This is a genomic window from Kutzneria kofuensis, assembly GCF_014203355.1.
GTDB lineage: Bacteria > Actinomycetota > Actinomycetes > Mycobacteriales > Pseudonocardiaceae > Kutzneria > Kutzneria kofuensis.
The window spans coordinates 6144123-6169578 of record NZ_JACHIR010000001.1; the positions used below are offsets into that span (position 1 = coordinate 6144123).

The 25456-nt window shown below is 70.9% G+C and carries 23 protein-coding genes; 11 read left to right on the top strand and 12 right to left on the bottom strand.

Features of this window, described 5'->3' with window-relative positions; translation table 11 throughout:
• Positions 1 to 10: 10 nt before the first annotated feature.
• Positions 11 to 559 carry a histidine phosphatase family protein gene (locus BJ998_RS28430; protein WP_184866429.1) on the top strand — a complete coding sequence of 183 codons (549 nt, stop codon included), beginning with the start codon at positions 11 to 13 and terminating at the stop codon, positions 557 to 559.
• Between the two features lie 17 nt (positions 560 to 576).
• Here the strand turns inward: BJ998_RS28430 and BJ998_RS28435 are convergent, their stop codons facing one another.
• Entirely contained in the window at positions 577 to 1755 is a 1179-nt protein-coding gene (locus tag BJ998_RS28435; protein ID WP_184866430.1) for an RtcB family protein, read from the bottom strand.
• A gap of 86 nt (positions 1756 to 1841) precedes the next feature.
• Positions 1842 to 5000 (bottom strand): S8 family peptidase, encoded by a 3159-nt coding sequence (locus BJ998_RS28440; protein ID WP_184866431.1) that lies wholly within the window; start codon positions 4998 to 5000, stop codon positions 1842 to 1844.
• Positions 5001 to 5185: 185 nt separating this feature from the next.
• Here BJ998_RS28440 and BJ998_RS28445 point away from each other — a divergent pair, with 185 nt between their 5' ends.
• The gene (locus BJ998_RS28445; RefSeq protein ID WP_184866432.1) at positions 5186 to 6493 is read left to right on the top strand and encodes an MFS transporter; all 1308 of its coding nucleotides are present in this window, start codon (positions 5186 to 5188) and stop codon (positions 6491 to 6493) included.
• Between the two features lie 36 nt (positions 6494 to 6529).
• On the opposite strand, the gene BJ998_RS28450 is transcribed toward BJ998_RS28445, so the two are convergent.
• From BJ998_RS28450 to BJ998_RS28460, 3 genes are read right to left on the bottom strand one after another with little or no spacing between them, the layout of a single operon-like run.
• The gene (locus BJ998_RS28450; protein WP_184866433.1) at positions 6530 to 8008 is read right to left on the bottom strand and encodes an aldehyde dehydrogenase (NADP(+)); all 1479 of its coding nucleotides are present in this window, start codon (positions 8006 to 8008) and stop codon (positions 6530 to 6532) included.
• A 14-nt stretch (positions 8009 to 8022) separates the two neighbouring features.
• Positions 8023 to 8847, bottom strand: coding sequence for an NAD-dependent epimerase/dehydratase family protein (locus tag BJ998_RS28455; RefSeq protein WP_184866434.1), 825 nt, complete (start codon positions 8845 to 8847; stop codon positions 8023 to 8025).
• 50 nt (positions 8848 to 8897) lie between these two features.
• On the bottom strand, positions 8898 to 9689 hold the full coding sequence (locus BJ998_RS28460; RefSeq protein WP_184866435.1) for an IclR family transcriptional regulator: 792 nt from the start codon (positions 9687 to 9689) through the stop codon (positions 8898 to 8900).
• Positions 9690 to 10094: 405 nt separating this feature from the next.
• Between BJ998_RS28460 and BJ998_RS28465 the strand changes: the two genes are divergently transcribed.
• The 7 genes from BJ998_RS28465 to BJ998_RS28495 all read left to right on the top strand — a co-directional run bounded on the left by BJ998_RS28465 (position 10095) and on the right by BJ998_RS28495 (position 16023).
• The gene (locus BJ998_RS28465; RefSeq protein ID WP_184866436.1) at positions 10095 to 11000 is read left to right on the top strand and encodes a 5-dehydro-4-deoxyglucarate dehydratase; all 906 of its coding nucleotides are present in this window, start codon (positions 10095 to 10097) and stop codon (positions 10998 to 11000) included.
• Complete coding sequence (locus BJ998_RS28470) at positions 10997 to 12256, top strand: glucarate dehydratase family protein (protein ID WP_184866437.1); 1260 nt, start codon at positions 10997 to 10999, stop codon at positions 12254 to 12256. The genes BJ998_RS28465 and BJ998_RS28470 overlap by 4 nt, the downstream gene beginning before the upstream one ends.
• Entirely contained in the window at positions 12250 to 13389 is a 1140-nt protein-coding gene (locus BJ998_RS28475; RefSeq protein WP_184866438.1) for a hypothetical protein, read from the top strand. The genes BJ998_RS28470 and BJ998_RS28475 overlap by 7 nt, the downstream gene beginning before the upstream one ends.
• 238 nt (positions 13390 to 13627) lie before the next feature.
• Positions 13628 to 14215, top strand: a complete 588-nt coding sequence (locus BJ998_RS28480) for a Uma2 family endonuclease (protein WP_184866439.1) — start codon at positions 13628 to 13630, stop codon at positions 14213 to 14215.
• 36 nt (positions 14216 to 14251) lie between these two features.
• Positions 14252 to 14767 carry a hypothetical protein gene (locus BJ998_RS46645; RefSeq protein ID WP_221338150.1) on the top strand — a complete coding sequence of 172 codons (516 nt, stop codon included), beginning with the start codon at positions 14252 to 14254 and terminating at the stop codon, positions 14765 to 14767.
• The gene (locus BJ998_RS28490) at positions 14764 to 15378 is read left to right on the top strand and encodes a hypothetical protein (RefSeq protein WP_184866440.1); all 615 of its coding nucleotides are present in this window, start codon (positions 14764 to 14766) and stop codon (positions 15376 to 15378) included. Before BJ998_RS46645 ends, BJ998_RS28490 begins: the two co-directional genes overlap by 4 nt.
• Before the next feature lie 93 nt (positions 15379 to 15471).
• The gene (locus BJ998_RS28495) at positions 15472 to 16023 is read left to right on the top strand and encodes a hypothetical protein (protein ID WP_184866441.1); all 552 of its coding nucleotides are present in this window, start codon (positions 15472 to 15474) and stop codon (positions 16021 to 16023) included.
• Here the strand turns inward: BJ998_RS28495 and BJ998_RS28500 are convergent.
• The 4 genes from BJ998_RS28500 to BJ998_RS28515 all read right to left on the bottom strand — a co-directional run bounded on the left by BJ998_RS28500 (position 16020) and on the right by BJ998_RS28515 (position 21491).
• Positions 16020 to 17678 carry a fumarate hydratase gene (locus tag BJ998_RS28500; protein WP_184866442.1) on the bottom strand — a complete coding sequence of 553 codons (1659 nt, stop codon included), beginning with the start codon at positions 17676 to 17678 and terminating at the stop codon, positions 16020 to 16022. The genes BJ998_RS28495 and BJ998_RS28500 overlap by 4 nt on opposite strands.
• Positions 17679 to 18272: 594 nt before the next feature.
• A complete protein-coding gene (locus BJ998_RS28505; RefSeq protein WP_184866443.1) occupies positions 18273 to 19244 on the bottom strand; it encodes a sigma-70 family RNA polymerase sigma factor in 972 nt (323 codons plus the stop codon).
• A gap of 343 nt (positions 19245 to 19587) precedes the next feature.
• A complete protein-coding gene (dtd, locus tag BJ998_RS28510) occupies positions 19588 to 20013 on the bottom strand; it encodes a D-aminoacyl-tRNA deacylase (RefSeq protein ID WP_184866444.1) in 426 nt (141 codons plus the stop codon).
• Entirely contained in the window at positions 20010 to 21491 is a 1482-nt protein-coding gene (locus BJ998_RS28515) for a DUF7782 domain-containing protein (RefSeq protein WP_376775924.1), read from the bottom strand. The genes dtd and BJ998_RS28515 overlap by 4 nt, the downstream gene beginning before the upstream one ends.
• 186 nt (positions 21492 to 21677) lie before the next feature.
• Between BJ998_RS28515 and BJ998_RS28520 the strand changes: the two genes are divergently transcribed.
• Complete coding sequence (locus tag BJ998_RS28520; RefSeq protein WP_184866445.1) at positions 21678 to 22046, top strand: DUF3099 domain-containing protein; 369 nt, start codon at positions 21678 to 21680, stop codon at positions 22044 to 22046.
• 46 nt (positions 22047 to 22092) lie between these two features.
• Here BJ998_RS28520 and BJ998_RS28525 read toward each other — a convergent pair whose 3' ends face one another.
• Both BJ998_RS28525 and BJ998_RS28530 read right to left on the bottom strand, forming a co-directional pair.
• A complete protein-coding gene (locus BJ998_RS28525; RefSeq protein WP_184866446.1) occupies positions 22093 to 22968 on the bottom strand; it encodes a carbohydrate kinase family protein in 876 nt (291 codons plus the stop codon).
• Entirely contained in the window at positions 22965 to 23894 is a 930-nt protein-coding gene (locus tag BJ998_RS28530; RefSeq protein ID WP_184866447.1) for a pseudouridine-5'-phosphate glycosidase, read from the bottom strand. The genes BJ998_RS28525 and BJ998_RS28530 overlap by 4 nt, the downstream gene beginning before the upstream one ends.
• A 54-nt stretch (positions 23895 to 23948) precedes the next feature.
• Between BJ998_RS28530 and BJ998_RS28535 the strand changes: the two genes are divergently transcribed.
• The gene (locus BJ998_RS28535; protein WP_184869003.1) at positions 23949 to 24182 is read left to right on the top strand and encodes a DUF3039 domain-containing protein; all 234 of its coding nucleotides are present in this window, start codon (positions 23949 to 23951) and stop codon (positions 24180 to 24182) included.
• Between the two features lie 27 nt (positions 24183 to 24209).
• Here the strand turns inward: BJ998_RS28535 and BJ998_RS28540 are convergent, their stop codons facing one another.
• Positions 24210 to 25331: a YihY/virulence factor BrkB family protein gene (locus tag BJ998_RS28540; RefSeq protein ID WP_184866448.1), complete on the bottom strand. Its 1122-nt coding sequence runs from the start codon at positions 25329 to 25331 to the stop codon at positions 24210 to 24212.
• Between the last annotated feature and the right edge of the window lie 125 nt (positions 25332 to 25456).

A 25456-nucleotide genomic window follows, 5' to 3' on the forward strand; every position in this document is an offset into this window, starting at 1 on the left:
TGATCGGCCGGTGCGAGCCGACATCGTCCTTGTCCGACACGCCCACCCGGTGTACCCCTCACCTGGCGGCCCGGACGACTACCACCGCCCGCTGGACGAAATCGGCCTGGCCCAGGCCGAAGACCTCGTCGAGGAGCTGGCGGCGATGGGGCCAACCCTGATCGCGTCCAGCCCCTATCTCCGTGCCGTGCAGACGATCGAACCCCTCGCCCGCACGCTCGGCCTGCCCATCCGGACGGACCAGAACCTTCGTGAGTGGGACTCCGGTGTCGGCCCCACCCCCGACTACGCCCGCTACTACGAGGAAAGCTGGGCCGACCCGGACTTCGCCCGCCCCGGCGGCGAAAGCCTGAACCAACTCACCGCCCGGGCCACCGCCGCCCTCCGCGAGCTCGCCGAGAACCAGGGCACCGTGGTGATCGGCAGTCACGGCACGATCCTCGCCCGGGCGCTGATCGGCTTCGGCCTCACGACCGTCGACTGGCCGTTCAGCAAGGCCATGCCGATGCCGGCGGTCTACCGCATCACCGGCACGAAGATCAGCGGCCCGGGGCTGTGACACCCCCGGGCCGGCGCTCATCCCTTGACGCAGATGACCTGCTTCAGCTTCGCCACGACCTCGACGAGGTCCGACTGGTTCGCGATGACCTGGTCGACGTCCTTGTAAGCGGCCGGAATCTCGTCGATCACGCCGGTGTCCTTGCGGCACTCGACGCCCTTGGTCTGCTCGATGAGGTCCGTGCGCTTGAACATCTTGCGGGCCTTGGTGCGGGACATCCTCCGGCCCGCGCCGTGCGACGCCGACTCGAACGAGTCCGGGTTGCCCAGGCCGCGCACGATGTACGAGCCGGTGCCCATGGAACCCGGGATGATGCCCAGGTCCCCGTTGCCGGCCCGGATCGCGCCCTTGCGGGTCACCAGCACGTCCTCGCCGAAGTGCTTCTCCTCCGCCACGTAGTTGTGGTGGCAGCTGATCGGCTCGTCGAACCGGATGTGCTTGTACCGCTTGCGCAGCACGTCGCAGATCAGGCGCAGCATCACCGACCGGTTGCGCCGCGCGTAGTCCTGCGCCCAGTACAGGTCGTGCCGGTAGGCCGCCATCTCCGGCGTGCCGGCCAGGAACACCGCCAGCTCCCGGTCCGGCAGCTCCTCGTTGTGCGCCAGGCCGCGCGCCACCCCGATGTGGTGCTGCGCCAGCTCGTTGCCGATGTTGCGGGAGCCGGAGTGCAGCATCACCCAGACCCGCTTGGACGTGTCCAGGCAGACCTCGATGAAGTGGTTGCCGCCGCCGAGCGTGCCGAGCTGGTTGACCGCCCGGTCCGCGCGGGCCTTCACCGCCGGCGTGAGGTCGTCGAACCGGGCCCAGAACTGCTTCCAGTCACTGGCATCCCGCTCGCCGAACGCCGCCTCGCGGTGCGCCCCGAAGCCGACCGGCACCGCCTTCTCGATGTCGGTACGGATACCGGCCAGGTCGCCCGGCAGGTCGTTCGCCGTCAGCGAGGTCCGCACCGCCGTCATCCCGCAGCCGATGTCCACGCCCACCGCCGCCGGCGACACCGCGTCCTTCATCGCGATCACCGAACCGACCGTCGCCCCCTTGCCCAGGTGGACGTCGGGCATGACGGCGACGTGCTTGACCACCCACGGTAGGGACGAGATGTTGCGCAGCTGCTGCATCGCCGCGGGCTCGACCTCGTCGACCCGCGTCCACATCTTGATGTCCACGTGCTTCCCGGGCACGGTCGTCATCGCCATGCCGGCAAGGCTAGGGCGACGACGAGCCGAAAGCGATCGAGTTTGCCGGCCGCGTGGCCGATACGTCAGCCACGCGGCCGGCACGGCTAGCGCAGCAGGTAGGCGTCGATGATCGTCTGCTCGACCGAGTTGCCCGCGCGGTCGGCGGCGGTGGCGCGCAACGACACGGATTTGGCGTTGTCCGGGTGGTGGAGCGCCGCGTAGCCGCCGATCACCGGCACGGTCTGCCAGCTGCTGCCCTGGTCGTAGGAGACCTGGAGGGACTGCAGCCGCTGCTTCGACGTCGTGCCCGGCTGGTCCTCGACCGACACCGGCAGGAGGAAGAAGCCCTTCCTGGCCGCCCCGTTGTCGTCCAGGTTCGGGGTGAACCGGATGGCGGAGACGGGGTACTGCGACACACCGGTGTTGCGGTCGCCCTGGAAGGTCCAGCTGGCGGTGATCTTGCTGGCCTGCGCGTGGCCGGTCCGGGTGGCCTCCGTGGTGATGCGGTAGGTGGCCTTCCCGGCCGGGATGACGAACCGGCCGGCCCCGGCATCCTTTGTCTCGCCGAACAGTTGGCCGTCGCGGTACAGCCTGGTCGACGCCGACGTGGTGGCGGAGAAGCCGGCATTGTCGGAGCCGTCGCTGAACAGCGGCAGCGCGACCACCATCAGGTCTCCGCGTTGCTGCACCCACAGATCGTCCCGGGTGTCCGGGAACGCGGGCCCGAAAACGCCGCGGTACAGGGAATCCGAGTACGTGCGGCCCGGCGTGTAGTGCTTCACGGGACCCAGGAACGCCTCGTAGTTGTCGCCGGGCAGGCTGAGGCGGCGGGCCCAGTCGGCGTTGTCACCGCCGTAGAACTCCGTGTACTGACCGGGCTTCACCGGCTCCAACTGGCCGTAACCCCAGTCGGCGCGGGCGTTGTGCGGTGACGAGGTCAGCCCGACGTACGCCGGATCGCTGACCTTGCCGACGTTGACGTGCACGGTGGCCAGGTCCTCCGGCTTGATCACCTTGGACAACCCGGTGTGCAGGCCGCCCTTGCGGTACCAGGCCAGGCCGTACAGCCCGGCGTTGCCGGTCCAGTTGGTGGCCAGCTGCCCGGTGGCCTCGCCGGCCGGGGCGTCCGGACCGAGCTGCGCGAAGCCGAGGCTGCTGACGTCACCGCCGCGGTCGATGCTGGTGATGGTGTACCGGTGCGGCCCGGCGATCCGCTCGAAACCGATCTGCAGCAACGACAACTGCGCCTTCGGGTCGGGCAACGTGAGGTTGAGCGGCTTGGCCGTGCGGGCGTCGAGGTCGATCGTGGCGGGCCCGCTGATGCGCAGGTTCGGCGCGTTGATGACGTCGTCCGCGTACGGCTCGTCGGTCATGACGGATCCGGACAGCAGGTACCGTCCGGCCGGCATGCGCTCGACCACCTTGCCGTTCACGAAGTTCCTCGGGAACACGCCCTCCCCGGTATCCAGATTGGTCAGGAACAGGTTCGCGAAGGACGGGGCCGCGCCGGCGCGGTCGTGCGCGGTGAAGGTCACGTCGTAGCTCTCGACCTCAAGGTCGATCTCGACGGCCGTCCGCACGCTCATCGCGCCGCTGCTGGCGACCACGGCGCCGCCGAACTTGCCGCCGTCCGGAGCCTTGCCCGCCTCGGCGCTGACCGTGGCCTTGGCCGTTCCGCCGGCGGGCACGACGATCCGCGCCGGTGACACGGTGAACACGCCACCGTTGGTGTCCATCTTCAGGTCGAGGGTCACCGGCGCCGTGCCGGTGTTGGCGTAGGTGATGTCCTTGGTGACCGGGGGTTTTCCGGTGTGCGGCCACTGTTCGTTGCCGAAGCCGAGGCTGATCGGCTGGCTGGTGACGGTCTGGGTGAGCACCTTGGCGGAGTCCACCCGGCCGGCGCCCTGCTCGAACGGGGTCGCCCCCGGGGTGGGCGTGCTGGCTCCGACCAGCAACGCCTTGAGCTGCGTGCCGTTCAGGTCGGGGTGTTGCTGGGCCAGCAGTGCGGCCGCGCCGGCGACGTGCGGGGTGGCCATGGACGTGCCGGACAGCTTCGTGTAGCCGTCGGCGGCCGGCTCGCCGATCTTGGCGGTCGAGCTCAGGGCCGCGGTGATGTCCACGCCGGGCGCGGTGATGTCCGGCTTGATCATGCCGCCCTCGGCGCGCGGGCCGCGCCCCGAGAACTCGGCGATCTGGTTGTCGCGGTCGACCGCGCCGACGGTGAGGGCCGCGTCGGCGCTGCCGGGGGAGTCGATGGTGCCGGTGACCGGGCCGTAGTTGCCGGCGGCGATCACGAACAGCGTGCCGTACCGGGCCGACAACGTGTTCACGGCCTCTTCGATCGGGTCGACGTCCGGGGTGTCCTCGCCGCCGAGGCTCATGTTGACGACCTTCGCGCCGTTCTCGGCGGCCCACTGCATGCCCTCGATGATCCCCGAGTCGGCGCCGGAACCGTTGTCCCCCAGCACCTTCACGTCGAGGATGCGGGCGCCCGGGGCGACGCCGCGGTACTTGCCGCCGGACTTCGCGCCGGTGCCGGCGACGATCGACGCCACGTGCGTGCCGTGGCCGAAGTGGTCCTGGTCGTCGGGGGAGCCGGAGAAGTTCTTCTCGCCGATCTCCTGGGTGGCCAAGTCGGGGTGGGTGTTGTCGACGCCGGTGTCGAGCACGGCGACGGTCACTCCGGTGCCCGTGTATCCGGCGGCCCACGCGGTCGGCGCCCCGATCTGCGGGACGCTGTGGTCGAGCGTGGCGTGCCGCTGCCCGTCGAGCCAGACCTTGGCGATGCCACTGGACCGGAGTGACGAGCCGGTCAGGTTGGACCAGAACGAGGCGGGGTCGGCCTTGACCGCCGTGCTGTTGATGGCAGGCAGATCCACGGCGCCGGCGGTGCGGGCCAGGGACCGCTGGGACGACGACGAGTACTTGACGATGAGCGGCAGCCGGCCGTGGTAGGCCCGCAGTTCATTGACGTCGAACAGCCGCAGGTCGACGGTCCTGGCCGCCAGCAGCGGCATCGCGTCCTCGGGGATCACGTAGCTGTGGCCCGGGGTCCGGTAACTGGTGAACCTCATCCGCTCCCGGCCGGGAGCCGGCAGCAGGTATCCGGCGCCGCCGTCGGCGTCGGGGACGACCCTGTCCCCGGTGATCAGGGACACCGCGTCCGCCGGGTTGCCCGGCTCCGGCGACGCCGCTGTCACGGCGGGGAGTCCGGCCATGGCCAGGAAAACGGCGAGCAGGACGCCACCACGCCGACGGAGCACTGGTACCTCCCGGTGAGCAGGATCTGACGGAAGGTAATGGGCGGCCCATGAGATCCACAAGCGCCGTCCGGCGGAGTTTCCATGTCTTGATTTAACTCTCGTAGAAAGCTGTCGATTTTCCGGTGGACGTCGCGGGGGGTTCACACGTTCTTGACACGGCAACGTTGCGCGATCACTGTGTCGGCATGAGTGACGTGGCTCTCATCCGCACCCAGCGGCTGCGCGCCGCGGTCGCGAGCACGATCGGAACGTCGATCGAGTGGTACGACTTCTTCCTCTACGGCACGGCGGCGGCGCTGATCTTCCCGAAGCTGTTCTTCCCGGGGAGCACGCCGTTCGCGGGTGTGCTGGCGGCGTTCGGCACGCAGTTCGTGGGCTTCGCGGCGAGACCGATCGGGGCCGCGGTGTTCGGCCACTTCGGCGACCGGATCGGCCGCCGGGGCACGCTGATCGGCACGTTGCTGACGATGGGCATCGGCACGCTGCTGATCGGCTGCCTGCCCACGGCGGAGGCGATCGGGGTCGCCGCGCCGGTCCTGCTGACGATTCTGCGGATCGCGCAGGGCATCGGGGTCGGTGGCGAGTGGGGCGGCTCGGTGCTGCTGGCGATGGAGTGGGGGGATCAGCGCAAGCGCGGCCTGATGGCCAGCTTGCCGCAGCTGGGGGTGCCGATCGGTCTGCTGCTGTCGACGGGGGTGGTGCGGCTGGTGTCGAGCTGGGCCGGCGACGGCTTCCTGGCCTGGGCCTGGCGGATTCCGTTCCTGCTCAGCGTGGTGCTCATCGGCATCGGCCTGTACGTCCGGATGCGCGTGCTGGAGTCGCCGCAGTTCGAGACGGTGGTGTCGAAGGAAGCCGTTGTGCGCCAACCGGTCTGGCAGGCGATCGTCGAGCACCCGAGGGAGATCCTCAGTGCGGCGTTCCTGCGCATGTCCGAGCAGGCGCCGTTCTACCTGTTCATCACCTTCGTGCTGACCTACGGCACCAAGCAGCTCAAGCTGAACCAGGACGACCTGCTCGGCTACACGATGATCGCGGCGGCGGCCGGGGTGATCTGCGTGCCGCTGTTCGGCTGGCTGTCCGACCGCATCGGCCGCAAACTGATGTACGGCATCGGAATCGTCTGCGTCGGCCTGTACGCGTTCCCGTACTTCGGACTGCTCAACACGAAAGTCGCCGGCCTTGTGCTGGTCGGCATCGTGATTTCCCTTGTCCTGCACGCCATGCAGTACGGCCCGCAGGCGGCGCTGATCGCGGAGTCCTTCGGCACCAACGTCCGCTACTCCGGCGCCGGCCTCGGCTACCAGCTGGCGTCGGTGATCGCCGGCGGCCCCGCGCCGCTGATCGCCACCGCCATCCTCGCCAGCACGTCGTCGAGCACGTGGATCAGCTGGTACATCGTCGGCTGCGCCGTGGTGGCCTTCCTCGCACTGCTGGCGCTACCACGGCGGGTGCACGCCGAGCAAGTCGAAACCGTGGGAACGGACCTTTCCTAAACTCGGAGTTTAGGAAAGGTCCGTTCCCAGCATCAGTTACCTGGTGCCCAGCACGCCGTCGAAGCGGCGGGGGATGCCGAGCGGGTTGCCGGCCTGCAGCTCCGGCGGCAGCAGCTCCTCGGGCCAGCTCTGGTACGTCACCGGCACCAGCCAGCGCCGGATCGCCGTCGCGCCGACGGAGGTGAACAGCGAGTTGGTCGTCGCCGGCCACGGGCCGCCGTGCTGCATGCCCCACGCCACGGCGACGCCGGTCGGCCAGGCGTTGAAGATCAGCCGCCCGGCCACCGCCTGCAGCGCGGCGCCGACACGGCCGGTGAGCTCGTGTTCCTGAGCGGAAGCGTGCACCGTGGCGGTCAGCGAACCCGGCAGCTGCGGCAGAACCGCCAGCAGCTCCTCGGGATCGGTGTACGTGACGACCACAGCCGCCGGCCCGAAGTGCTCCTCGGTCAGCGTGCCCAGGTTGGCGGCGAAGGTCTTCAGCTCGGTGGTGAACAGCTTCGGCGCCACGCTGTAGCCCTGCGCCGGGTCGGTGCCGGTGGCGGCCAGTTCGACCAGGTCGCTGCCGGCCAACGAGTCCACACCGGACCGGTAGCCCTGCTGCATCCGCTCGTTGAGCATCGGCCCGCCGGACGAGGCGTCCACGGCGGCGGTCAGCGCCTCCACCATCGACGCCGGCGCGAACAGCAGGCCCGGGTTGGTGCAGAACTGCCCGACGCCGAGGGTGAGCGAGCCGGCGAAGCCGGCGGCGGTCTCCTCGGTCGCCGCGCCCGGCAGGATCACCGTCGGGTTGACGCTGCCCAGCTCGCCGTAGAACGGGATCGGCTCGGGCCGACTGGTGGCCAGGTCGAACAGGGCTCGCCCGCCGCCGGTGGACCCGGTGAAACCCACCGCCTTGACGGCCGGGTGCTGCACGAGCCGGGGCCCGGCCGCCAAGCCGTGCACGATGCCGAACACGCCCTCGGGCAGCGTGGCGGCGACGATCCGGGCGGTCTCGTGGGACGTCCGCGGGTGCGACGGGTGCGCCTTCACGATCACCGGCGATCCGGCGGCCAGCGCGGACGCGGTGTCGCCGCCGGCGACGGAGAAGGCGAACGGGAAGTTGCTCGCGGCGAACACGGCGACGGGCCCGATCGACCGCAGGATGCGGCGCAGCTCCGGCCGCGGCGGCACGGTGGTGGCGTCCGCGGTGTCGATGGTGGCTTCGAGGTAGCTGCCTTCGCGCAGCACCGACGCGAACAGCCGCAACTGGTTCGTGGTGCGCTTCAGCTCGCCCGACAGCCGAGGCCGGCCGAGCGCGGTCTCACTGTCCGCGGTGGACACGAGCAGCTCGGACTCGGCGTCCAACGCGTCCGCGACCCGCTCCAACGCCTCGGCCCGCTGCTCGGAAGTCGTCGCCGACCAACCGGAAGCGACGGCCTTGGCGACGATCGCGTCCAGCTCGGCGTCCGAAGTGGACTCGATCGGCTCGCCGAAGGGTTCTCCGGTGCGAGGGTTGTAGCCCTGAATGGCGCTCATTCGACCAGAATCCGTCATAGGGTCTGCTCCTTGACGGCGGTGTCCCAGGCGGATGTCACCCAGACGCCGCCAACGTAGTTCAGCTCGGGGCCGTCCGGGGCAGGCATGCCGTGCTCGGCGATGATCTCTTCCGCGAACCGCTCCGAGTCGTCCTCCGACTGGTATCCCAACGCTTTGGCCTCGTCCAGGGATACCCAGCGGCGAGTGTTGTCGGACACGCCCCAGATCACCCGGAAGCCCGGCGAGGGCGTGGCCAGGCAGGCCTCCAGCATGCGGGCGCAGTCGTCCGGCGACAGCCAGGTGGACAGCATGCGCACGTCCCGCGGCTTCTCGAAGCAGGACCCGATCCGGATGGCGATCACGTCCAGGCCGTAGCGGTCGGAGTACAGCGCGCCCAGCGCCTCCACGGCGACCTTGCTGACGCCGTAGTACGTGTCGGGGCGCGGGAACGCGTAGTCGGGCGTGTCCTCGGCGCCGCGCCGGTGGAAGCCCGCGGCGTGGTTGGAGCTGGCCAGGACGACCCGCTTGACGCCGTTTCGGCGGGCGGCCTCCAGCACTGTGTGCGTGCCGTCGATGTTGACCGACAGGATGTCCTTCCACGGCTGTTCCAGGCTGTGCCCGCCGAGGTGGATGACGGCGTCGACGCCCGCGCAGGCGGCGTCCATCGCCGCCTGGTCGGTGACGGACGCGGTCAGCAGCTCGACGTTCTCGCCGTCACTCGCGGCCGGCAGCTCGCCGATGTCCAGCAGCCGCAGCACGCGGCCCGCCGCGGCGAGTCTCGGCCGCATCAGGGTGCCGACGCCGCCGGCGGCGCCAGTGATCAGGATGCGTTCGGTCACGGGGTGTGGCCTCCATGTTGCAAACGTTTACAATTGCTTCAGAACGGTACTCAGCGACCGAACTGACGCAAGACCTCGGTGATGGTCCGGGCGGCGGCGAGCAGCGCCCCGACGACCTGGCGCTCGTGCTCGGCGTCCAGCCGGCCGAGCGGCACCGAGCAGCTCATCGCGTCGATCACCGGGTTGCGGTACGGCAGCGCGACGGCGAAACAGCCGAGTCCGGGGGTGTTCTCCTCGCGCTCGTGCGCGTAGCCCTCGGCGTGAAACCTGGCGAGCTGCGCGTGCAGCTCGTCGTGGTCGGTGACGGTGTTCGGGGTGAGCGCCTCCAGCCGCTCCGGCAGCAGCGCCTCCACCTCGGCCCGGCTGCGCTCGGCCAGCAGCGCCTTGCCCAGCGAGGTGGCGTGCGCGGGCAGCCGGCGGCCGACGCGGGAGACCACGCGCAGGTGGTGCTCCGACTCGCGGCTGGCCAGGTAGACCACGTCCGCGCCGTCCAGGCGGGCGAGGTGCACGGTCTCGTTGATCTGCTGGCGCACCTGCTCCATCACCCGGATGGCGGTGCGCACCACGGGGTCGTGGTCCAGGTATGACGTGCCGACCAGCAGCGCCCGCACGCCGATGCCGTAGCTGCCGCGCTGCGGGTCGACCTCGACCCAGCCCCGGGACACCAGCGTCTGCAGCAGCATGTACAGGCTGGACTTGGGGTAGCTGAGCTCCTTGTGCAGCTCGGTCAGCGTGAGCTGGCGCTCGGAACGGGACATGACCTCGAGCAACTCGACGGTCCTGTCCGCGGATTTCACCGCTGCCGGCCTGGTGGGGGCCGCGCTGTCGACTGCCTCTGACATCTGATCGGCCTCCAGGACCTTGACACACGGTGGTTCTGATTCTTACAGTCCGTGCCAACGTTCACAAGTACGACCGGCATTCAGATACGTGAACCGCGAGGAGAGGGTCAATGGCAGCCCCGATCTCCAGGCAGGCGGCCCGCGAGGCCGCGCCAGGGATCGCGGACGCAGCCGGGGCTCCGCCCTCGCGGTGGATCACCTGATGGCGGTCGCGACAGGCGTGGGCTCGACGGCTAACGGCGGCGGTGTCGTTGAGTCCCACAAGCCCGCGAGGCGGTGCCCGACGCACCGCCTCGCGGGTACCCACCCTCGGGGTCAGGGACTGACCGCGTCCTGGCGTGTAAACGTTTTCGCGAGCAACGATCGTCACGGATGTCGTCACAGGGCGAAGTCGAGAGGTCTGGAATGCAACTGGATGGAGTGCTGTTCTTCCCGGTGACCCCGTTCACCCCCGACGGGGAGGTCGCGGAGGACGTGCTCGCCGAGCACGTCAAGCACGGCGTCGCGGCCGGGCCCGGCGGCGTGTTCGTGGCCTGCGGCACCGGTGAGTTCCATGCCCTGGAGCCCGAGGAGTTCGAGCGCACGGTGCGCGTCGCCGTCGAGGCGACCGCCGGGCGGGTGCCGGTCTTCGCCGGCGCGGGCGGCTCCGTCCCGCTGGCCCGCAAGTTCGCCGCCGCCGCCAAGCGCGCCGGCGCGGACGGCATCCTGCTGCTGCCGCCGTACCTGGTCGGCTGCCCGGCGCCGGGCGTGGCCCGCTACGTCACCGAGGTGGCGTCGGCCACCGACCTGCCGGTGATCGTCTACCAGCGCAACAACGCCGTCTTCACGCCCGAGGCGGCGGTCGAGGTGGCCAAGCTGCCCAACGTGATCGGCTTCAAGGACGGCATCGGCGACCTGGACCTGATGCAGCGCATCGTGCTGTCGGTCCGGGAGAGCGTCGACAAGCCGTTCCAGTTCTTCAACGGCCTGCCCACCGCCGAGATGACCGTGCCGGCCTACCGGGGCATCGGCGTCGACCTCTACAGCTCCGCGGTGTTCTGCTTCGCACCGGAGATCTCGCTCGGCTTCTACAACGCTGTCACCAGCGGCGACACCGAGCGGGTGAACGCACTGCTGCACGGCTTCTTCAAGCCGCTGGTCGAGCTGCGCGACAAGGTGCCCGGCTACGCGGTGTCGCTGGTCAAGGCGGCCGTCGTGCGGGGCGGGCTGGACGTGGGCGGCGTGCGGCCGCCGCTGCTGGACCCGACCGAGGAGCACCTCGCCGAGCTGGACCGGATCGTCGAGACCGGCCGAAGGCTGGTGGCCGGATGAAGATCACCGAGATCGTCCTGACCCCGATCGCGTTCCGCGACCCGCCCCTGCTGAACTCCGTCGGCGTGCACGAGCCGCTGGCGCTGCGCACGATCATCGAGATCCACACCGACGAGGGCGTCAGCGGCCTCGGCGAGACCTACGGCGACGCCGGGCACCTGGAGCGCACCCGCACGGTCGTGCCCGCCCTGATCGGGCTGGACGTCTACGACCTCAACGGCATGCACGCGGCCGTCGCCGCGGCGCTCGGCGGCACGGTCGGCACCGACCAGCACGGCCTGACCGGCCAGATGACCGGCATCGGCACCGTGGACCGGGTGTTCTCCCCGTTCGAGGTGGCCTGCCTGGACATCCAGGGCAAGCACCAGGGCCGGCCGGTGGTGGACCTGCTGGGCGGCAAGGTGCGCGACGCCGTGCCGTACAGCGCCTACCTGTTCTACAAGTGGGCCGGCCACCCCGACGCCGAGCCCGACGAGTGGGGCGCGGCACTCGACCCGGCCGGCGTGGTCGCCCAGGCCCGCAAGCTGATCGACGAGTACGGCTTCGGCTCGATCAAGCTCAAGGGCGGCGTCTTCCCGCCCGAACAGGAGATCGAGGCCATCCGCGCGCTGCGCGAGGCGTTCCCGGACCACCCGCTGCGGCTGGACCCGAACGCGGTGTGGACGCCCGACACCTCCGTCAAGGTCGCCGAGCAGCTCGACGGCGTGCTGGAGTATCTGGAGGACCCGACCTCGGACATCGAGGGCATGGCCGAGGTGGCCGCCCGGGTGGACATTCCCTTGGCCACCAACATGTGCGTCGTGTCGTTCGACCACCTGCCGCCGGCGGTCCGGCAGAACGCCATCCAGGTGCTGCTGTCCGACCACCACTACTGGGGCGGCCTCACCCGGTCGCGGAGCCTCGCGCTGCTGTGCGAGACGTTCGGCATCGGGCTGTCCATGCACTCCAACTCGCACCTGGGCATCAGCCTGGCCGCGATGACCCACCTGGCCGCCGCCACCCCGAATCTGCGCTACGCCTGTGACACGCACTATCCGTGGAACGCCGTCGACGACGTCGTGAAGCCGGGTGCACTGTCCTTCGTGGACGGTGCGGTGCCCGTGCCGAGCGGGCCCGGCCTGGGGGTCGAGCTCGATCGGGACGCGCTTGCCGTGGCGCATCAGCGGTTCCTGGACACCGACATCCGCAGCCGGGACGACACCGGCTACATGCAGCGGGTCGATCCGTCGTACGAGAGGAAGAACCCCCGGTGGTGACCACGCTCGCCCACGCCTACTCGTGGGACCTGGTCGGCGACGACGCCGCGGCGGACCGCTTCGCCGGCCTCGGGGTCGGCGCGGTCGCCCTGGCGGCGTCGTACCACACCACGCGGGCCGCGACCCCGCTGCACCCCGAGCACCGGATGGTCGACGCCCGGCACGCCGCCCTGTACGTGCCCGTGCGGCCGGAGGCGTGGCGGGGCAAGCGACTCGCGCCGGCCGAACCGTCCTGGATGGACAGTGGCTCGTTCGGCGTGGCGGCGGAGCGGCTGCGCGCGGTCGGGCTGCCCGTGTACGCGTGGACCGTGCTGACGCACTCCAGCCGGCTCGGGGACCTCGTGCCCGATGTGACCGTGCGGAACGCCTTCGGCGACCGGTACCCGTACGCGCTCTGCCCGGCGCAACAGGATGTCGTGGAGTACTGCGAGACCCTGGTCGCCGAAATCGTCCAAAGTGGACCTTTGGACGGCGTCGTGCTGGAGGCGTGCGGGCCGCTGGGCTTCGTGCACGGCGGGCACCACGAGAAGACCGACGGCACCGACTGGTCACCCGTCCAGCAGCAACTGCTGTCGCTCTGCTTCTGCGCCGCCTGCGTTGCCCTCTATGGGGATGCCGGCATCGACGTCGAGCAGCTCCGGTCGGCCGTGCGGGCCGGTGTCGACGGCAAGGCCGACAGCGTCCGCGCGGCGCTGGGGGAGCAGCTCGCCGACGCCGTCTCCGGCGTTCGCACCGGGCTTTCCCGTGGCCTGCGGCAGCTTCTGGTCGGCCGGATCCGGGAGTCGCTGCCGTCCGCGAAGATCATCGCCCATGCCGCGGCCGACGAGTGGGCCACCGGCCCGTTCGCGACCGTCGCCGGCGGTGTCGACGCCGACGTGGACACCCTGACGTTCACCGCGTGGCCCGGGCCGGACGCCGCCCTGCCCGTGCTGAAGGCGTTGCAGGGCATCACCGACAAGGCGCTCGCCGCCTACGTGCTCGCGCTGCCGCCGCGCCCCGTCGACGGGGCCGCGCTGGCCGCCGAGTGGCGGCAGTACCTCGACGCCGGCGCGTCCGAGCTGCACGTGTACCACCCCGGCCTGGCCTCCCAGGGCCGCCTGGACGCCATCAAGGACGCCCTGTCCCGGCTGTGAGCTCCCCGAGGGCCGGCGATACTGCTCGCCGGCCCTCGGGCGCAGTGTCTTTGGCGCCGCCTTCGGCGTCGCGGCTCGGCCCCTTCGGGGCCGCCGCCTCGCCCTTGCTGGATTTCGATCGGCCGCGTCGGCTTCCTGGTGGGTGCGTCGGGTGGCGGCCGATCGAAATCCAGCGACCGTGCGAAGCGACGGCGGGGCCTCGCGCTCGGTACCATGGGTGCCTGAGGGAGGTGCCCGCATGTCCGCTTCGGTCTCGTTCGACCCGCTCGTCGAGCTCGCCGGCATGTGGACCACGGAGCTGGCCGAGCGCTACCTCCCGGACCCCGGGCTGTTGCCGAGCAAGTACGAGTGCGTTGACGGGAACCTGATCTTGAGCCCGTACGAGGCCGGCCCGAACGTGTACGCCGCTGACGAGTTACGCGGCCTGTTCAAGGGCCCGGCCCGGGCCGTCGGCCTGCGCGTGTACACCACCGTCAACCTCCAGATGACCGCGCAGCGGTGGATCCAGCCCGACATCACGGTGATGCGCTCGCCCGTGATGAGCACCTGGGCCCAGGCCGCCGACGCCGTCCTCGTCGGCGAGTTCGTGTCGCCCTCCTCGCGGCAGCGCGACCGCCTCGACAAGCCCGCCATGTGCGCCCGCGAGGGCATCCCGTACTACCTGCGCGGCGAGGTCGACCTGCGCACCGAGACCGCCACGCTGTGGTTCTACCGCCTCGCCGACGGCGAGTACCAGGAGATCGCCGTCGCCCACACCGGCGGCACGTTCGAGATCACCGAGCCCTTCCCGGTGTCGTTCGACCCCATCCAGCTGCTGGACCTGTGACATGCCGCGCGTCCCGCGCGGGTGAGGTCGTCCTGGGTGGCCGGCGCCTCTGACCGCTCCGCCATCCGGGTGGACCGGTGCAACCCGTCGCGGCGGTCGCTCCGTCCCTCCACCATGAAGGGACTGACGACAGTGGTCGGCGCGGGCGCGCTGGTGTTGGCGATAAGCGCCTGCGGCCAGACCCAGACGACGACGACCCCGTCCGGCAGTGCCAACGGCATCGCGCCCGCCGGCCAGGGCGGCAGCCTCCGCGACGTGCCGGCCGAGCAGGTCGACGTGTCCAAGCTGCCCGCCGGGTACCCCGCGCGGGTCCAGCTGGACGACAACGGCGCCGTGCTGGCCGTGCAGGGTCAGGAGGGCGGGTGCGAGCATTCGAGCGCCGAGCTGAGCGCTCAGGACGCCGCCTCGGTGCACGTGCTGCTCACGCGGAACCTCGTGGAGTCCGACCGGGTGTGCAGCAAGGAGCTCCGGCTGACCCAGCTGACCGTGCAGCTGGACAAGCCACTCGCCGACCGCAAGGTTGTGCTGGAACAGAGGACGGTGCGGTCATGACCAAGCCACTTGCCGGGCGCCTGGCCGGCTCGCCCCAGCCGGCCGGGCGCCGCCCCTACTCCCGGCGGAGAGCGGCGCTGCCCCAGCTGTCGGGTCACCGCTGGCTGAGAACCGCCGTCATCGGAGCCGGCCTGTTCGCCTTGGCCGCCTGTGGTTCCCCCGCCGCGATGAACGCCGCGCAGACCGGTACCACCACCGCGTCGCCGACCACCACCGCCACGTCGCCGCCGACGACCTCGATCACCCTGGTACCGCCGCCGAGTTCCGGCCCGCCGCCGACCTCCGCGCCGCCCGCGAAGGCCACCGGCCCGACCGTGCCGCCCAACCAGGTCGACTACGCCGGCGCCGCCGAGAGCGTCCCGCAGACCGTGTGGGAGCAGGACGGCGGCAAGACCCTCGTGGTGATGGCCGAGGAGGGCGGCTGCGTCAAGGTCGAGGCCCAGGTCGTCAAGCAGACCGCCGACGAGGTCGACGTCGCGCTGGTGAGCATCGCCCAGACGCACCGCGTGTGCCCGCTCTACGTCCGCAACGTCCCCGTCGCCGTCCACCTGGACGCGCCGTTGGGGAACCGCAAGGTCGTGCTGACAACCCAGATCGGCACGCAACGCTAGCCACGCCGCCGCCGATAACCCGCGTGTGGTCCCTGCCCGGCGGCAGGGGTCGGGCAGGGGCCACACGCGGGACTCCTCGGAAGGGCGTTGGCGATGACCGCACGCTTGCTCGGCTGTCTCCTGGTGCTCGGCACGGCCGTCGTCGCCGCCCTGAAACCCGTCTCCGGCATGGGCGAGGCAGTGGTTCTCGGCGTGTTGTTCGCCGTGCACATCGCGGCTTTCCTGAGCGGCCGGCCACCCGTCTCCGCGATGGCCACGGGCTTCGCCGCCGGCCTGCTGTGGCTGGGGCTGGTCGTGATCCTGCCGCCGGTGGCCGCCACCATCGGACCGGCCGTGGTTCTCACCGCCGTCGCCGTCGCCGGGACGCTGTGGCTGACCCGGCGGCCCGTCGCCGCGCTCCACAGCGCCGTCGCCGCCGTGCTGTCGATCGTGGCGTTCGCCTGGCTGCTGCTCGCCCACGGGCCCGCCGGCCTCGTCCCGCACGACCGGATCCCGGTGGCGCAGACCAGGATCGAGGCCGCCGACCACTACCTGTGGCTGCTGCTCATCGGCGCGGCGCTGTCCGCCGGCGTGATCGTGTACGCCGCCGTGGACGCGAAACGGGGCCGAGTCCGCGGACCCGGCCCCGTTCGTCTGGTCGGCTAGCGGCGGAAGGAGATCTGCAGCGTCGGCGCGGACGTCTCGGAGAAGAAGTCGTTGCCCTTGTCGTCGACGACGATGAACGCCGGGAAGTCCTCGACCTCGATCTTCCACACGGCTTCCATGCCGAGCTCCGGGTACTCCAGGACCTCGACCTTGCGGATGCAGTCCTTGGCCAGCCGGGCGGCGGGGCCGCCGATCGAGCCGAGGTAGAAGCCGCCGTGGGACCGGCACGCGTCGGTGACCTGCCGGGACCGGTTGCCCTTGGCCAGCATCACCAGCGAGCCGCCGGCGGCCTGGAACTGCTCGACGTAGGAGTCCATCCGGCCGGCGGTGGTCGGGCCGAACGAGCCGGAGGCGTAGCCCTCAGGGGTCTTGGCCGGGCCGGCGTAGTAGACGGGGTGGTCGCGCAGGTACTGCGGCATCGGCTCGCCGGCGTCCAGCCGCTCCTTGATCTTGGCGTGGGCGATGTCGCGGGCGACGACGAGCGGGCCGGTCAGCGACAGCCGGGTCTTCACCGGCAGCGCGGACAGCGTCCGCCGGATCTCGTCCATCGGCTGGTTCAGGTCGATCCGGACGACGTCGTCGGACAGCTGCTCGTCGCTGACCTCGGGCAGGAACTGCGCCGGGTCGCGCTCCAGCTGCTCCAGGAACACGCCATCGGCGGTGATCTTGGCCTTGGCCTGGCGGTCGGCCGAGCAGGACACGGCGATGCCGACCGGGCAGGACGCGCCGTGCCGGGGAAGCCGGATGACCCGCACGTCGTGGCAGAAGTACTTGCCGCCGAACTGCGCGCCGATGCCGAACTCGCGGGTCATCGCCAGCACCTGCTGCTCCAGGTCGGTGTCCCGGAACGCGCGGCCGTCGGCCGAGCCCTCGGTCGGCAGGTTGTCCAGGTAGCGGGCCGACGCCAGCTTGGCGACCTTCAGGTTGTACTCGGCGGAGGTGCCGCCGACGACGATCGCCAGGTGGTACGGCGGGCACGCGGCCGTGCCCAGCGAGCGCAGCTTCTCGTCCAGGAAGCGGGCCAGCCGCGTCGGGTTCAGCAGCGCCTTCGTCTCCTGGTACAGGAACGTCTTGTTGGCGCTGCCGCCGCCCTTGGCCATGAACAGGAACTCGTAGACCGGTTCCTGGCCCGCCTTGTGGTACAGCTCGATCTGCGCCGGCAGGTTGGTGCCGGTGTTCTTCTCGTCCCAGAACGTCACCGGCGACATCTGCGAGTAGCGCAGGTTCAGCTGCTGGTAGGCGTCGTATACGCCCTCCGACAGCGCCGCCTCGTCGTCACCGCCGGTGAGCACGGTCTCCGTGCGCTTGCCGACGACGATCGCCGTGCCCGTGTCCTGGCACATCGGCAGCACCCCGCCCGCCGACACGCAGGCGTTGCGCAGCAGGTCGGTGGCCACGAAGCGGTCGTTCCCGCTGGCCTCGGGGTCGTCGATGATCGACCGCAGCTGCTTGAGGTGGCTGGTGCGCAGCAGGTGCTGGATGTCCTTGATCGCCTCGCGCGCCAGCAGCCGCAGCGCCTCGGGCTCCACTTCGAGGAATCGCCGCCCCGCCACCTCCGTCACCCGGACCCCGTCCGGGCTGACCAGTCGGTACTCGGTGGTGGTGTCCTTGCCCAGCGGCAGCGGATCGACGTACTGGAACGAGGTGGTGGTCACGTTCGCGGGCTCCTGTGCTTGTGCCGCGCGTTCCGCGCGGGGCGAGGTCGCCTCCAAGCCGATGCCTTCCCTTGCCTCAGTTCGATCGATGGAAAGACTCGATCGAACTGAGGCCGCGGTCCAGGCATCGGCGCGACCTCGCGGGTCGGCAGCTTGGGCGACATTACCGCCGCCGGGCACACGCCTGGCGCCATCCCCGGTGTGACGGCGGACGTCACACTGAATCGCCCGATTCTTCCGGAATGCCGGATGCACCTGGATTTAACGCGCTTGGGCTCGGGCCTGCCGCCAGCGAGGAGAGTGTTCGGCCCCGCTGGTGCTTCGCACGGCCAAGGGCGAGGCAGCGGCTTGAAGGGGGCCGAGCCGCGCCGCCGGAGGCGGCGCCAAAGATACCGAGAGGCCGGGGTGGCCCCCGGCCACCCCGACCTCCCGCCGGGTGCGGTCACGAACCGTCGGTTCCCCGACTGTTCGCACCGCGAAGCTTTCTGTTGTGCGGACAAACTTTGCCGTGACGCAGATCACAAGTCAAGACGGCTGTTCGGGCGAGGCTCCGCCGATGTCTGCCCCGCGCGGTACGCGCGGCCTCAACACGATTCAGCTGGCGTACGCACGCAGCCGTTCGGCCCGGTCACCCTGCCGCAGCTTGGACATGACCTCACGCTCGATCTGGCGCACCCGCTCCCGGGACAGCCCGAACCGCTTGCCGATCTGGTCGAGGGTGCGGGGCTGGCCGTCCTCCAGGCCGTAGCGCAGCCGGATCACCGACTGCTCCCGCTCGTCCAGCGTGGCCAGCACGCGGCGGAGGTCGTCCTGCAGCAGGCCGGAGATGACGGCGCTCTCGGCGTCCGTGGCCTCGGCGTCCTCGATGAAGTCGCCCAGCGGGGCGTCCTCGTCGGTGCCGACGGGCATGTCCAGGCTCACCGGGTCCCGGGAGTGGTCGAGCAGGTCGGCGACCTTCTCCGGGGCGATGCCGGCCTCCTTGGCCAGTTCCTCGGTGGTGGCCTCGCGCCCGAGCTGCTGGTGCAGGTCCCGCTTGATCCGGGCCAGCTTGTTCACCTGCTCCACCAGGTGGACGGGCAGCCGGATGGTGCGTCCCTGGTCGGCCATGCCGCGGGTGATGGCCTGGCGGATCCACCACGTGGCGTACGTGGAGAACTTGAAGCCCTTGGTGTAGTCGAACTTCTCGACGGCCCTGATCAGGCCCAGGTTGCCCTCCTGGATCAGGTCGAGCAGCGGCATGCCCCGGCCGGTGTAGCGCTTGGCCAGCGACACCACGAGCCGGAGGTTGGCCTCCAGCAGGTGGTTCTTGGCCCGCTCGCCGTCCCGCACCAGCTGGGTGAGCTCGGACTTCCTGGTGGCGTCCAGCACCCTGGCGGTCTCGAGCATGTGCCGGGCGAACACGCCGGCCTCGATCCGCTTGGCCAGCGCCACCTCCTGCTCGGCGGTCAGCAGCTTGGTCCGGCCGATGCCGTTCAGGTACACACGCACCAGGTCGGCGGCGGGCCCCTGGGCGTCGAGATCTGCTTCGGGGCCGATCTCCTGGTCGATGGTCTGTGGGACGGTCACGGTGCTCCCTCCCCGGTCGCGGGCTGGTGTGTTGTCGCGTCACACACCGGCGCTGCGTTGCGCGGCGAGCCTTTCGGGCGAGGCACCCGAGTCGGGAATGCCTTGCGCTTGCTGGCTGGACACTGGGAAAACGCGAGCGATGGCGAAATCGTTCCCGTCTTCTCACCACTCATGACGTCTCCACGCCCGGAGCGGTTGCCCTGAGAACCTGAGGTTTCCCTGAGAGAGGGCCACCTCCACCCGTTCAGCCGGCAACCGTCCCGGTGAAACGTGAAGTCCATGTTGGACGACTGAACCGAATCGGCGGTCCATACGTTTCCAAGGCCAGGAAACCCCGGAATCATCACACTTCGACGAGCACCGTGAACGGACCGTCGTTCACGCTTTCCACCGCCATGTCGGCGCCGAACCGACCGGTGGCCACGGTGGCGCCCCGCGCACGCAGCGCGTCGACGACCGCGTCCACCAACGGCTCGGCGACCGAGCCGGGCGCGGCCTTCGTCCACGTTGGACGGCGGCCCTTCCTGGTGTCGCCGTACAACGTGAACTGGCTCACCACGAGCAGCGGAGCCCCAGTGCTGGCACAGGATTGCTCGTCGTCGAGTATCCGCAGCTCGTGCAGCTTCCGCGCCATGGTGTCGACCTGCTCGGCGCCGTCGGTGTGGGTGATCCCCAACAGCACCAACAGACCCGGCTCCTTGATCTCACCGACGACCTCGTCGCCGACGGTGACGCTCGCCCTTGTCACGCGCATGACAACAGCCCTCATGCGGGCACGACCATGCCGTGCCGCACCAGATCGCGCACGATCGGCAGCGCCGCTGTCACGAGGTCGTCGACCGACTGGCCGTGCCCGTACGCCAACAGGTGCAAGAGGTCACCCAGCGGTAGCGCCCCGCGACAACCGGCGAGCAGCGCGGCCGCCAGCTCGTCGACCTCGTGCTGCCAACCGGGACCGTCGGTGCGGTGCAGCCGCCGCACCACCGACTGCCAGCCCTCGTCGCCGGGCTGCGACACCTCCTCCAGCATCACGGTCGGCGGCACCAGGAACCGCGTCGCCAGCAGTTCCTCGGCGGAACCGTGCTCCCGCAACCAACTCACACGATCCAGCCAGGCCGCGGCCTCCGGCCCCAGCGGGTCGTCGAAGGCGTGCCGCAGGTCCTCGCAGACGATCTCGGGGTGCGCCGACGAGGTGCGACGCAGCGTGACGAAACCGAAGCCGACACCGAGAACGTCGTTGGCCTCGAACCAGTCCAGCCACGCCGACGCCTTCGCCCGGCCCTCCGCGGACCGCGGGTCGATGCCGGCGTCGCGCAGCCAGGTGCCCACGTAGAGGGTCGGTTCGGCCACGTCGCGCTGCACGAACCAGGCGTCGACCCCGCCGCGGGGCAGCCAGGACGCGACCCGGTCGGTCCAGTCCTCGCCCTTGCGGTGCACCCACGACGCGAGCAGCTGGCCGACCCCGCCCTCGTTGAGAAACGCCGGCAACTGCCGCACCACCAGGGCACTCGCGTCGTCGCCGGCCAGCCCGGAGTCGCGGTAGGTGTAGTCGACGCGGGCCGGCCCGACGACGAACGGGGGATTGCACACGACCTGGTCGAAGCGGCGGCCGGCGACGGGCTGGAACCACTCGCCGCGGGCCAGCTCGACGTCGAGCTCGTTGAGACGGAATGTCGCCGAGGCAAGGGAAAGCGCCCGTTCGGACAGGTCGGTGGCGGTGATGCGCTGGGCGTGGCGGGCGGCGTGCAGCGCCTGCACGCCGCAGCCGGTGCCCAGGTCCAGCAGCGTCCCCACGGGCCGTCGCGCCGTCGCGCGAGCAAGGCTCAGAGACGCGTGTCCGACGCCGAGGACGTGGTCCGGGCCGACGGGTGCGCCGCGCAGGTCGGAGTCCTGGTCCGACACCACCCACCAGGAACCCTGATCGTCTCCGTACGGTCGAACGTCCAGATCCGCGCGCAGGTTCCCGCCGTCCTCGCGCAGCAGGCCCTCCGCCACGGCTTCGGCCACGGACAGCGTTCCCAGCGCCGCTTGCGTTTCTGTCGCTGACTCGCTGTCGCCGAGCAGGAACAGCCGGATCAGGGTGCCGAGCGGACCCGCGTCGGCGCTGGCCCGACGGGCCGGCTCCGGCTCGCCGCGGCCGAGCGCCGCGTGCGCCTGCGCGCCCAGCAGGTCGACGACCGCGTCCGGCTCGTAGCGGGCCTCGCGGAAGGCGTCCCGCAGCTGGTCACAGAACTTGTCGGAAAACACGACCGGAATGTTTGCACGGGGCAGCGGGGCCTACGATAGAGCCACGCGCGAGGTCGCGCCGGTGCCTGGACCGCGGGCTCAGGTCGATCGAGTCTTTCCATCGATCGACCTGAGACAAGGGAAGGGACCGGATCAGAGCGACCTCGCCCCGCGAGGTACTCGCGGCACAAGCAGAGAGGTGGTGTCGTGAAGGGCTCTGACCGGGACGACACACCGGTACTGATCACCGGGGCCGCGCCCTCGTACGCGGACCAGGCCCGGGCACGCAAGCGCAAGTACACGATCATGATGCTGATGCGCATCCCGTGCCTGCTGCTGGCCGTCGTGTTCATCAACGTCTGGTGGCTGGCGCTGCTGTTCCTGGTGCTGTCGATCCCGCTGCCGTGGGTGGCCGTGCTGATCGCCAACGACCGGCCGCCGCGCAAGCAGGAGGAGATCAACCGCTACAACGCGGAGAAGGCCGCCCGCCGGGCGCTGGCCCGCGAGGTCTCGCCGGACGACACCCCGGCGGACGGCAAGGAACCGCCGGCCCCGCCCCGCGCCATCGGGGGCTGAGGCCGGGCGTCGAGCCGGCGGCGGACCGCCGGCTCGAACAGCTGTGTCAGGACGGCTGGGCCCCGACCCGGGACACCGCCTTCGACCCCGCCGCCACCCCGGCCCGCAGCACCTCCAGCGGCGGCTGCCCGCGCAGCCACGCCGCGAGCAGCCCGGCGTCGAACGCGTCCCCGGCGCCGGTCGAGTCCACGCAGGTCGCGGGGGCCGCCGGCACGTCCCAGCGGCCGACACGGTCGACCCAACTGGCCCCGTCCGGCCCGGTCGTCACGGCGACGGCCCCGACGTGGTCCAACAGCGCCGCGGCGGCCGACGGGTCCCGCGAGCCGGTCAGCGCCGCCAGCTCCTCGGCGTTCGGCAGCAGCAGGTCCACGCCGGCCACCATCGCCAGGAACGTCTCCGCCCCCTGCGTGACGATGTGCAACGCCGCCTGCGGGTCCACGGATGTCGTCAGCCCGGCCCCGCGCGCCGCCGCGAGCATCTCCAGGCCGGCGTTCCGCGAGGCCGGATCCAGCAGCACGTAGCCGGACAGGTGGAGATGACTGGCCGTCTCCAGCAGGTTGACGGTCAGGTCCGAGCCCTCCAACCGCGCGTTCGCGCCCCGGTCGGCCAGCATGCTGCGCTGGCCGTCACCGTCGACCAGCACGACGACGCAGCAGGTCGGGGCGGTCCGGTCGGTGGCCAGGGCGCAGCGCACGCCGGCCGACGACAGCTCCGACCGGACCTGCCGGCCGGCCATGTCGTCGCCGACCCGCCCGACCAGCACGGTGTCGACGCCGAACGACGCCAGCCACGCCGCAGTGTTCGCACCCGCCCCGCCGACCGCCAGCGCGATGTCCGCACGGGAGTCGCCGGCGTGCGCGATCGGGCTGTGGTGCCGGGCGACGACGTCCAGGGCGGCGTCGCCGACCACGATGACCGTCATCGAGCCAGCTCCGCCTGCCCCAGCTCAACAGCCACAGCGGCGGCCAGCCGCGCGTTGGACAGCACCAACTGCTCGTTGGTGTCCAGGCTCACGCCCCCGCTGGCCGAGTGGAAGTGCTCCAGCAGCACGGGCGTGACGTCCTTGCCCCGCACGTTCCGCGTGACGAGCAGCTCCAGCCCCTCGGCGAGCAGCCGGTCGTGCAGCTCACGGTCCATCTCGTGCTCCACCGGCACCGGGTTGGCCAGCAGCACGCCGGCCTGACCCGGCGCATGCTCCCGATGCGCCCGCACGGCCGCGGCCGCCTGGGCCGGGTCGTCCACCCGCCACGGCACGCCGAACTCCGACTCACGCAGGTAGAACGCCGGGAACCGGTCCGTCCGGTAGCCCAGCACCGGCACCGAGCTCGTCTCCAGCAGCTCCAGCGTCGCCCCGATGTCCAGCACCGACTTCACGCCCGAGCACACCACCAGCACCGGCGTCTCGGCCAGCACGCCCAGGTCGGCCGACACGTCCCAGCTCTCCGCCGCGCCCCGGTGCACGCCGCCGAGACCGCCGGTCGCGAACACCCCGATGCCCGCCCGCGCCGCGATCGACGCCGTGCCGGCCACCGTCGTCGCCCCGTCCCGGCCCAGCGCGATCGCCGGCCCCAGGTCCCGTCGCGACAGCTTCACCAGCCCCGCCGCCGGGTCGCACACCCGGTCCAGCTGCTTGCCGTCCAGGCCGACGACCGGCCGTCCGTCCAGCACCGCGATCGTCGCCGGCACCGCGCCGGCGTCCCGGACGACCTGCTCCACCCGGTCCGCGACCTCGCGGTTGCGGCCCGGCGGCAGCCCGTGCGCCAGGATCGTGCTCTCCAGCGCCACCACCGCCCCGCCCTCGGCGATAGCGGCCGCCACCTCGGCGCTGACCTGCGGTTGTGTACCCATCGTCTCCCGTTCCGACGTCCTGCGTGTATCAGGCATCATGAATGAGTGAGCCCGATGACCCAGACGCTGCCCGACACCGACACCCGGCCGGAAGGCACCGACACCACCGGCGACGACACGCCGAAGATGTTCCACTACGTGCGCAAGGCGAAGATCGCCGAGAGCGCCGTGATGGGCACGCACGTGGTGGCGCTGTGCGGCGAGGTGTTCCCCGTCACCAAGTCGCCGAAGCCCGGTTCGCCGGTCTGCCCGGAGTGCAAGAAGATCTACGAGGCGATGGCCGAGTAGGCGCCGCGCGGGGCGAGTTCCCCGCCGCTAGTTCTGCCGCTCCGCCGACGGACGCCGCAACACCTCGGTGTCGTTGACGTCGGCGGGCGACGGAGCCTGCCACTTCTCGGTGACGCCGTCGTGCGGCTCGGTTCCGTTGGCGTCCTTGGACTCCGGCTGCGCGTCGAGCCACGCCCGCGCCTGCTCGCCGGCCCGGATCTTCACCGCGGCCCGCTCCAGCTCCAGCCGCCGCCACTTCCGCCGCTGCCGCCGGGTCATCTTGGCCGGCCAGAACTCCTCGATCGCGCTGTTGAAGTGCGCGCCGACGATGATCGCCATGCCGATGAAGAACGTGAACAGCAGGAACGCGATCGGCGTGGCCAGCGCCCCGTAGGTGTAGCCGGTGGTGGTGATCCACCCGATGTACAGCCGCAGCCCGATGCTGGACAGCAGGAACATCACCATCGCCAGCGCCGCGCCCGGCAGCCCCCGGTGCCACGGCAGCTTCCGCGGCAGCGCGACCTTGTAGAGGGTGGTCAGCGCCAGCACCAGCAGCACCGCCATCACCGGGTAGTAGAACGTGCTCAGCAGCTGCTGCACCAGCGGCCGCCACTGCCCGGGCACGACGGTGGCCAGCAGGTCCGGCCCCAGCGCCAGCAGCGGCAGCCCGATCACCGCCAGCACCAGCCCGACGATGTACATGAACAGCGCGAAGATGCGCTGCCACACGGGATGCCGCACGTCGTGCTGCCCGTACGCCGCGGTGATCGCGTCCACGAACGAGGCCATCGCCGACGAGCCGGCCCACAGCGAGATCAGGAAGCCGATCGACGCCACCTCGGTGTGCGCGCCGGTGAGGATGCTCACCACCGTCGGGGCGATGATTTGATCAACGACGTTCGGACTGAATATGGTGTGGCAGAACGAAAGGATCTTGGACTGCACGGCGGTGACGATCTGCGGCCCGAACCAGTCGCCGACGAAGCTCAGGCAGCCGAGCAGACCCAGCAGCAGCGGCGGCAGGGACAGCGTCTGCCAGAACGCCGCCTCCGCGGCCTCCGAGAAGATGTCGCCGAACCAGGCCTTGCTCGCCGTGCGCACCGCGAGCCGCCACGGCCCCCGCTTGGCGGGTGCGACCGCGCCGGTGTCCTGCTCAGGCTGCTGACCCATGGCACCCCAAAGCATGCGGCATCACGGGATCCTCGGCTGGGCTACCCCCCGAAACGTCATCTGGTGGCCATCGGCACATCCCGTCGAGCGGTGCGTCCGGGGCGGGTTGGGTAAGCTGCCATCAG

Bases quoted from the DNA above. Each gene is read 5' to 3' on its own strand.
- BJ998_RS28435 (WP_184866430.1), bottom strand. From the start codon at position 1,755: ATGGCGATGACGACCGTGCCCGGGAAGCACGTGGACATCAAGATGTGG.
- BJ998_RS28445 (WP_184866432.1), top strand. From the start codon at position 5,186: ATGAGTGACGTGGCTCTCATCCGCACCCAGCGGCTGCGCGCCGCGGTC.
- BJ998_RS28450 (WP_184866433.1), bottom strand. From the start codon at position 8,008: ATGAGCGCCATTCAGGGCTACAACCCTCGCACCGGAGAACCCTTCGGC.
- BJ998_RS28460 (WP_184866435.1), bottom strand. From the start codon at position 9,689: ATGTCAGAGGCAGTCGACAGCGCGGCCCCCACCAGGCCGGCAGCGGTG.
- BJ998_RS28465 (WP_184866436.1), top strand. From the start codon at position 10,095: ATGCAACTGGATGGAGTGCTGTTCTTCCCGGTGACCCCGTTCACCCCC.
- BJ998_RS28470 (WP_184866437.1), top strand. From the start codon at position 10,997: ATGAAGATCACCGAGATCGTCCTGACCCCGATCGCGTTCCGCGACCCG.
- BJ998_RS28480 (WP_184866439.1), top strand. From the start codon at position 13,628: ATGTCCGCTTCGGTCTCGTTCGACCCGCTCGTCGAGCTCGCCGGCATG.
- BJ998_RS28490 (WP_184866440.1), top strand. From the start codon at position 14,764: ATGACCAAGCCACTTGCCGGGCGCCTGGCCGGCTCGCCCCAGCCGGCC.
- BJ998_RS28495 (WP_184866441.1), top strand. From the start codon at position 15,472: ATGACCGCACGCTTGCTCGGCTGTCTCCTGGTGCTCGGCACGGCCGTC.
- dtd (WP_184866444.1), bottom strand. From the start codon at position 20,013: ATGAGGGCTGTTGTCATGCGCGTGACAAGGGCGAGCGTCACCGTCGGC.
- BJ998_RS28525 (WP_184866446.1), bottom strand. From the start codon at position 22,968: ATGACGGTCATCGTGGTCGGCGACGCCGCCCTGGACGTCGTCGCCCGG.
- BJ998_RS28530 (WP_184866447.1), bottom strand. From the start codon at position 23,894: ATGGGTACACAACCGCAGGTCAGCGCCGAGGTGGCGGCCGCTATCGCC.
- BJ998_RS28535 (WP_184869003.1), top strand. From the start codon at position 23,949: ATGACCCAGACGCTGCCCGACACCGACACCCGGCCGGAAGGCACCGAC.
- BJ998_RS28540 (WP_184866448.1), bottom strand. From the start codon at position 25,331: ATGGGTCAGCAGCCTGAGCAGGACACCGGCGCGGTCGCACCCGCCAAG.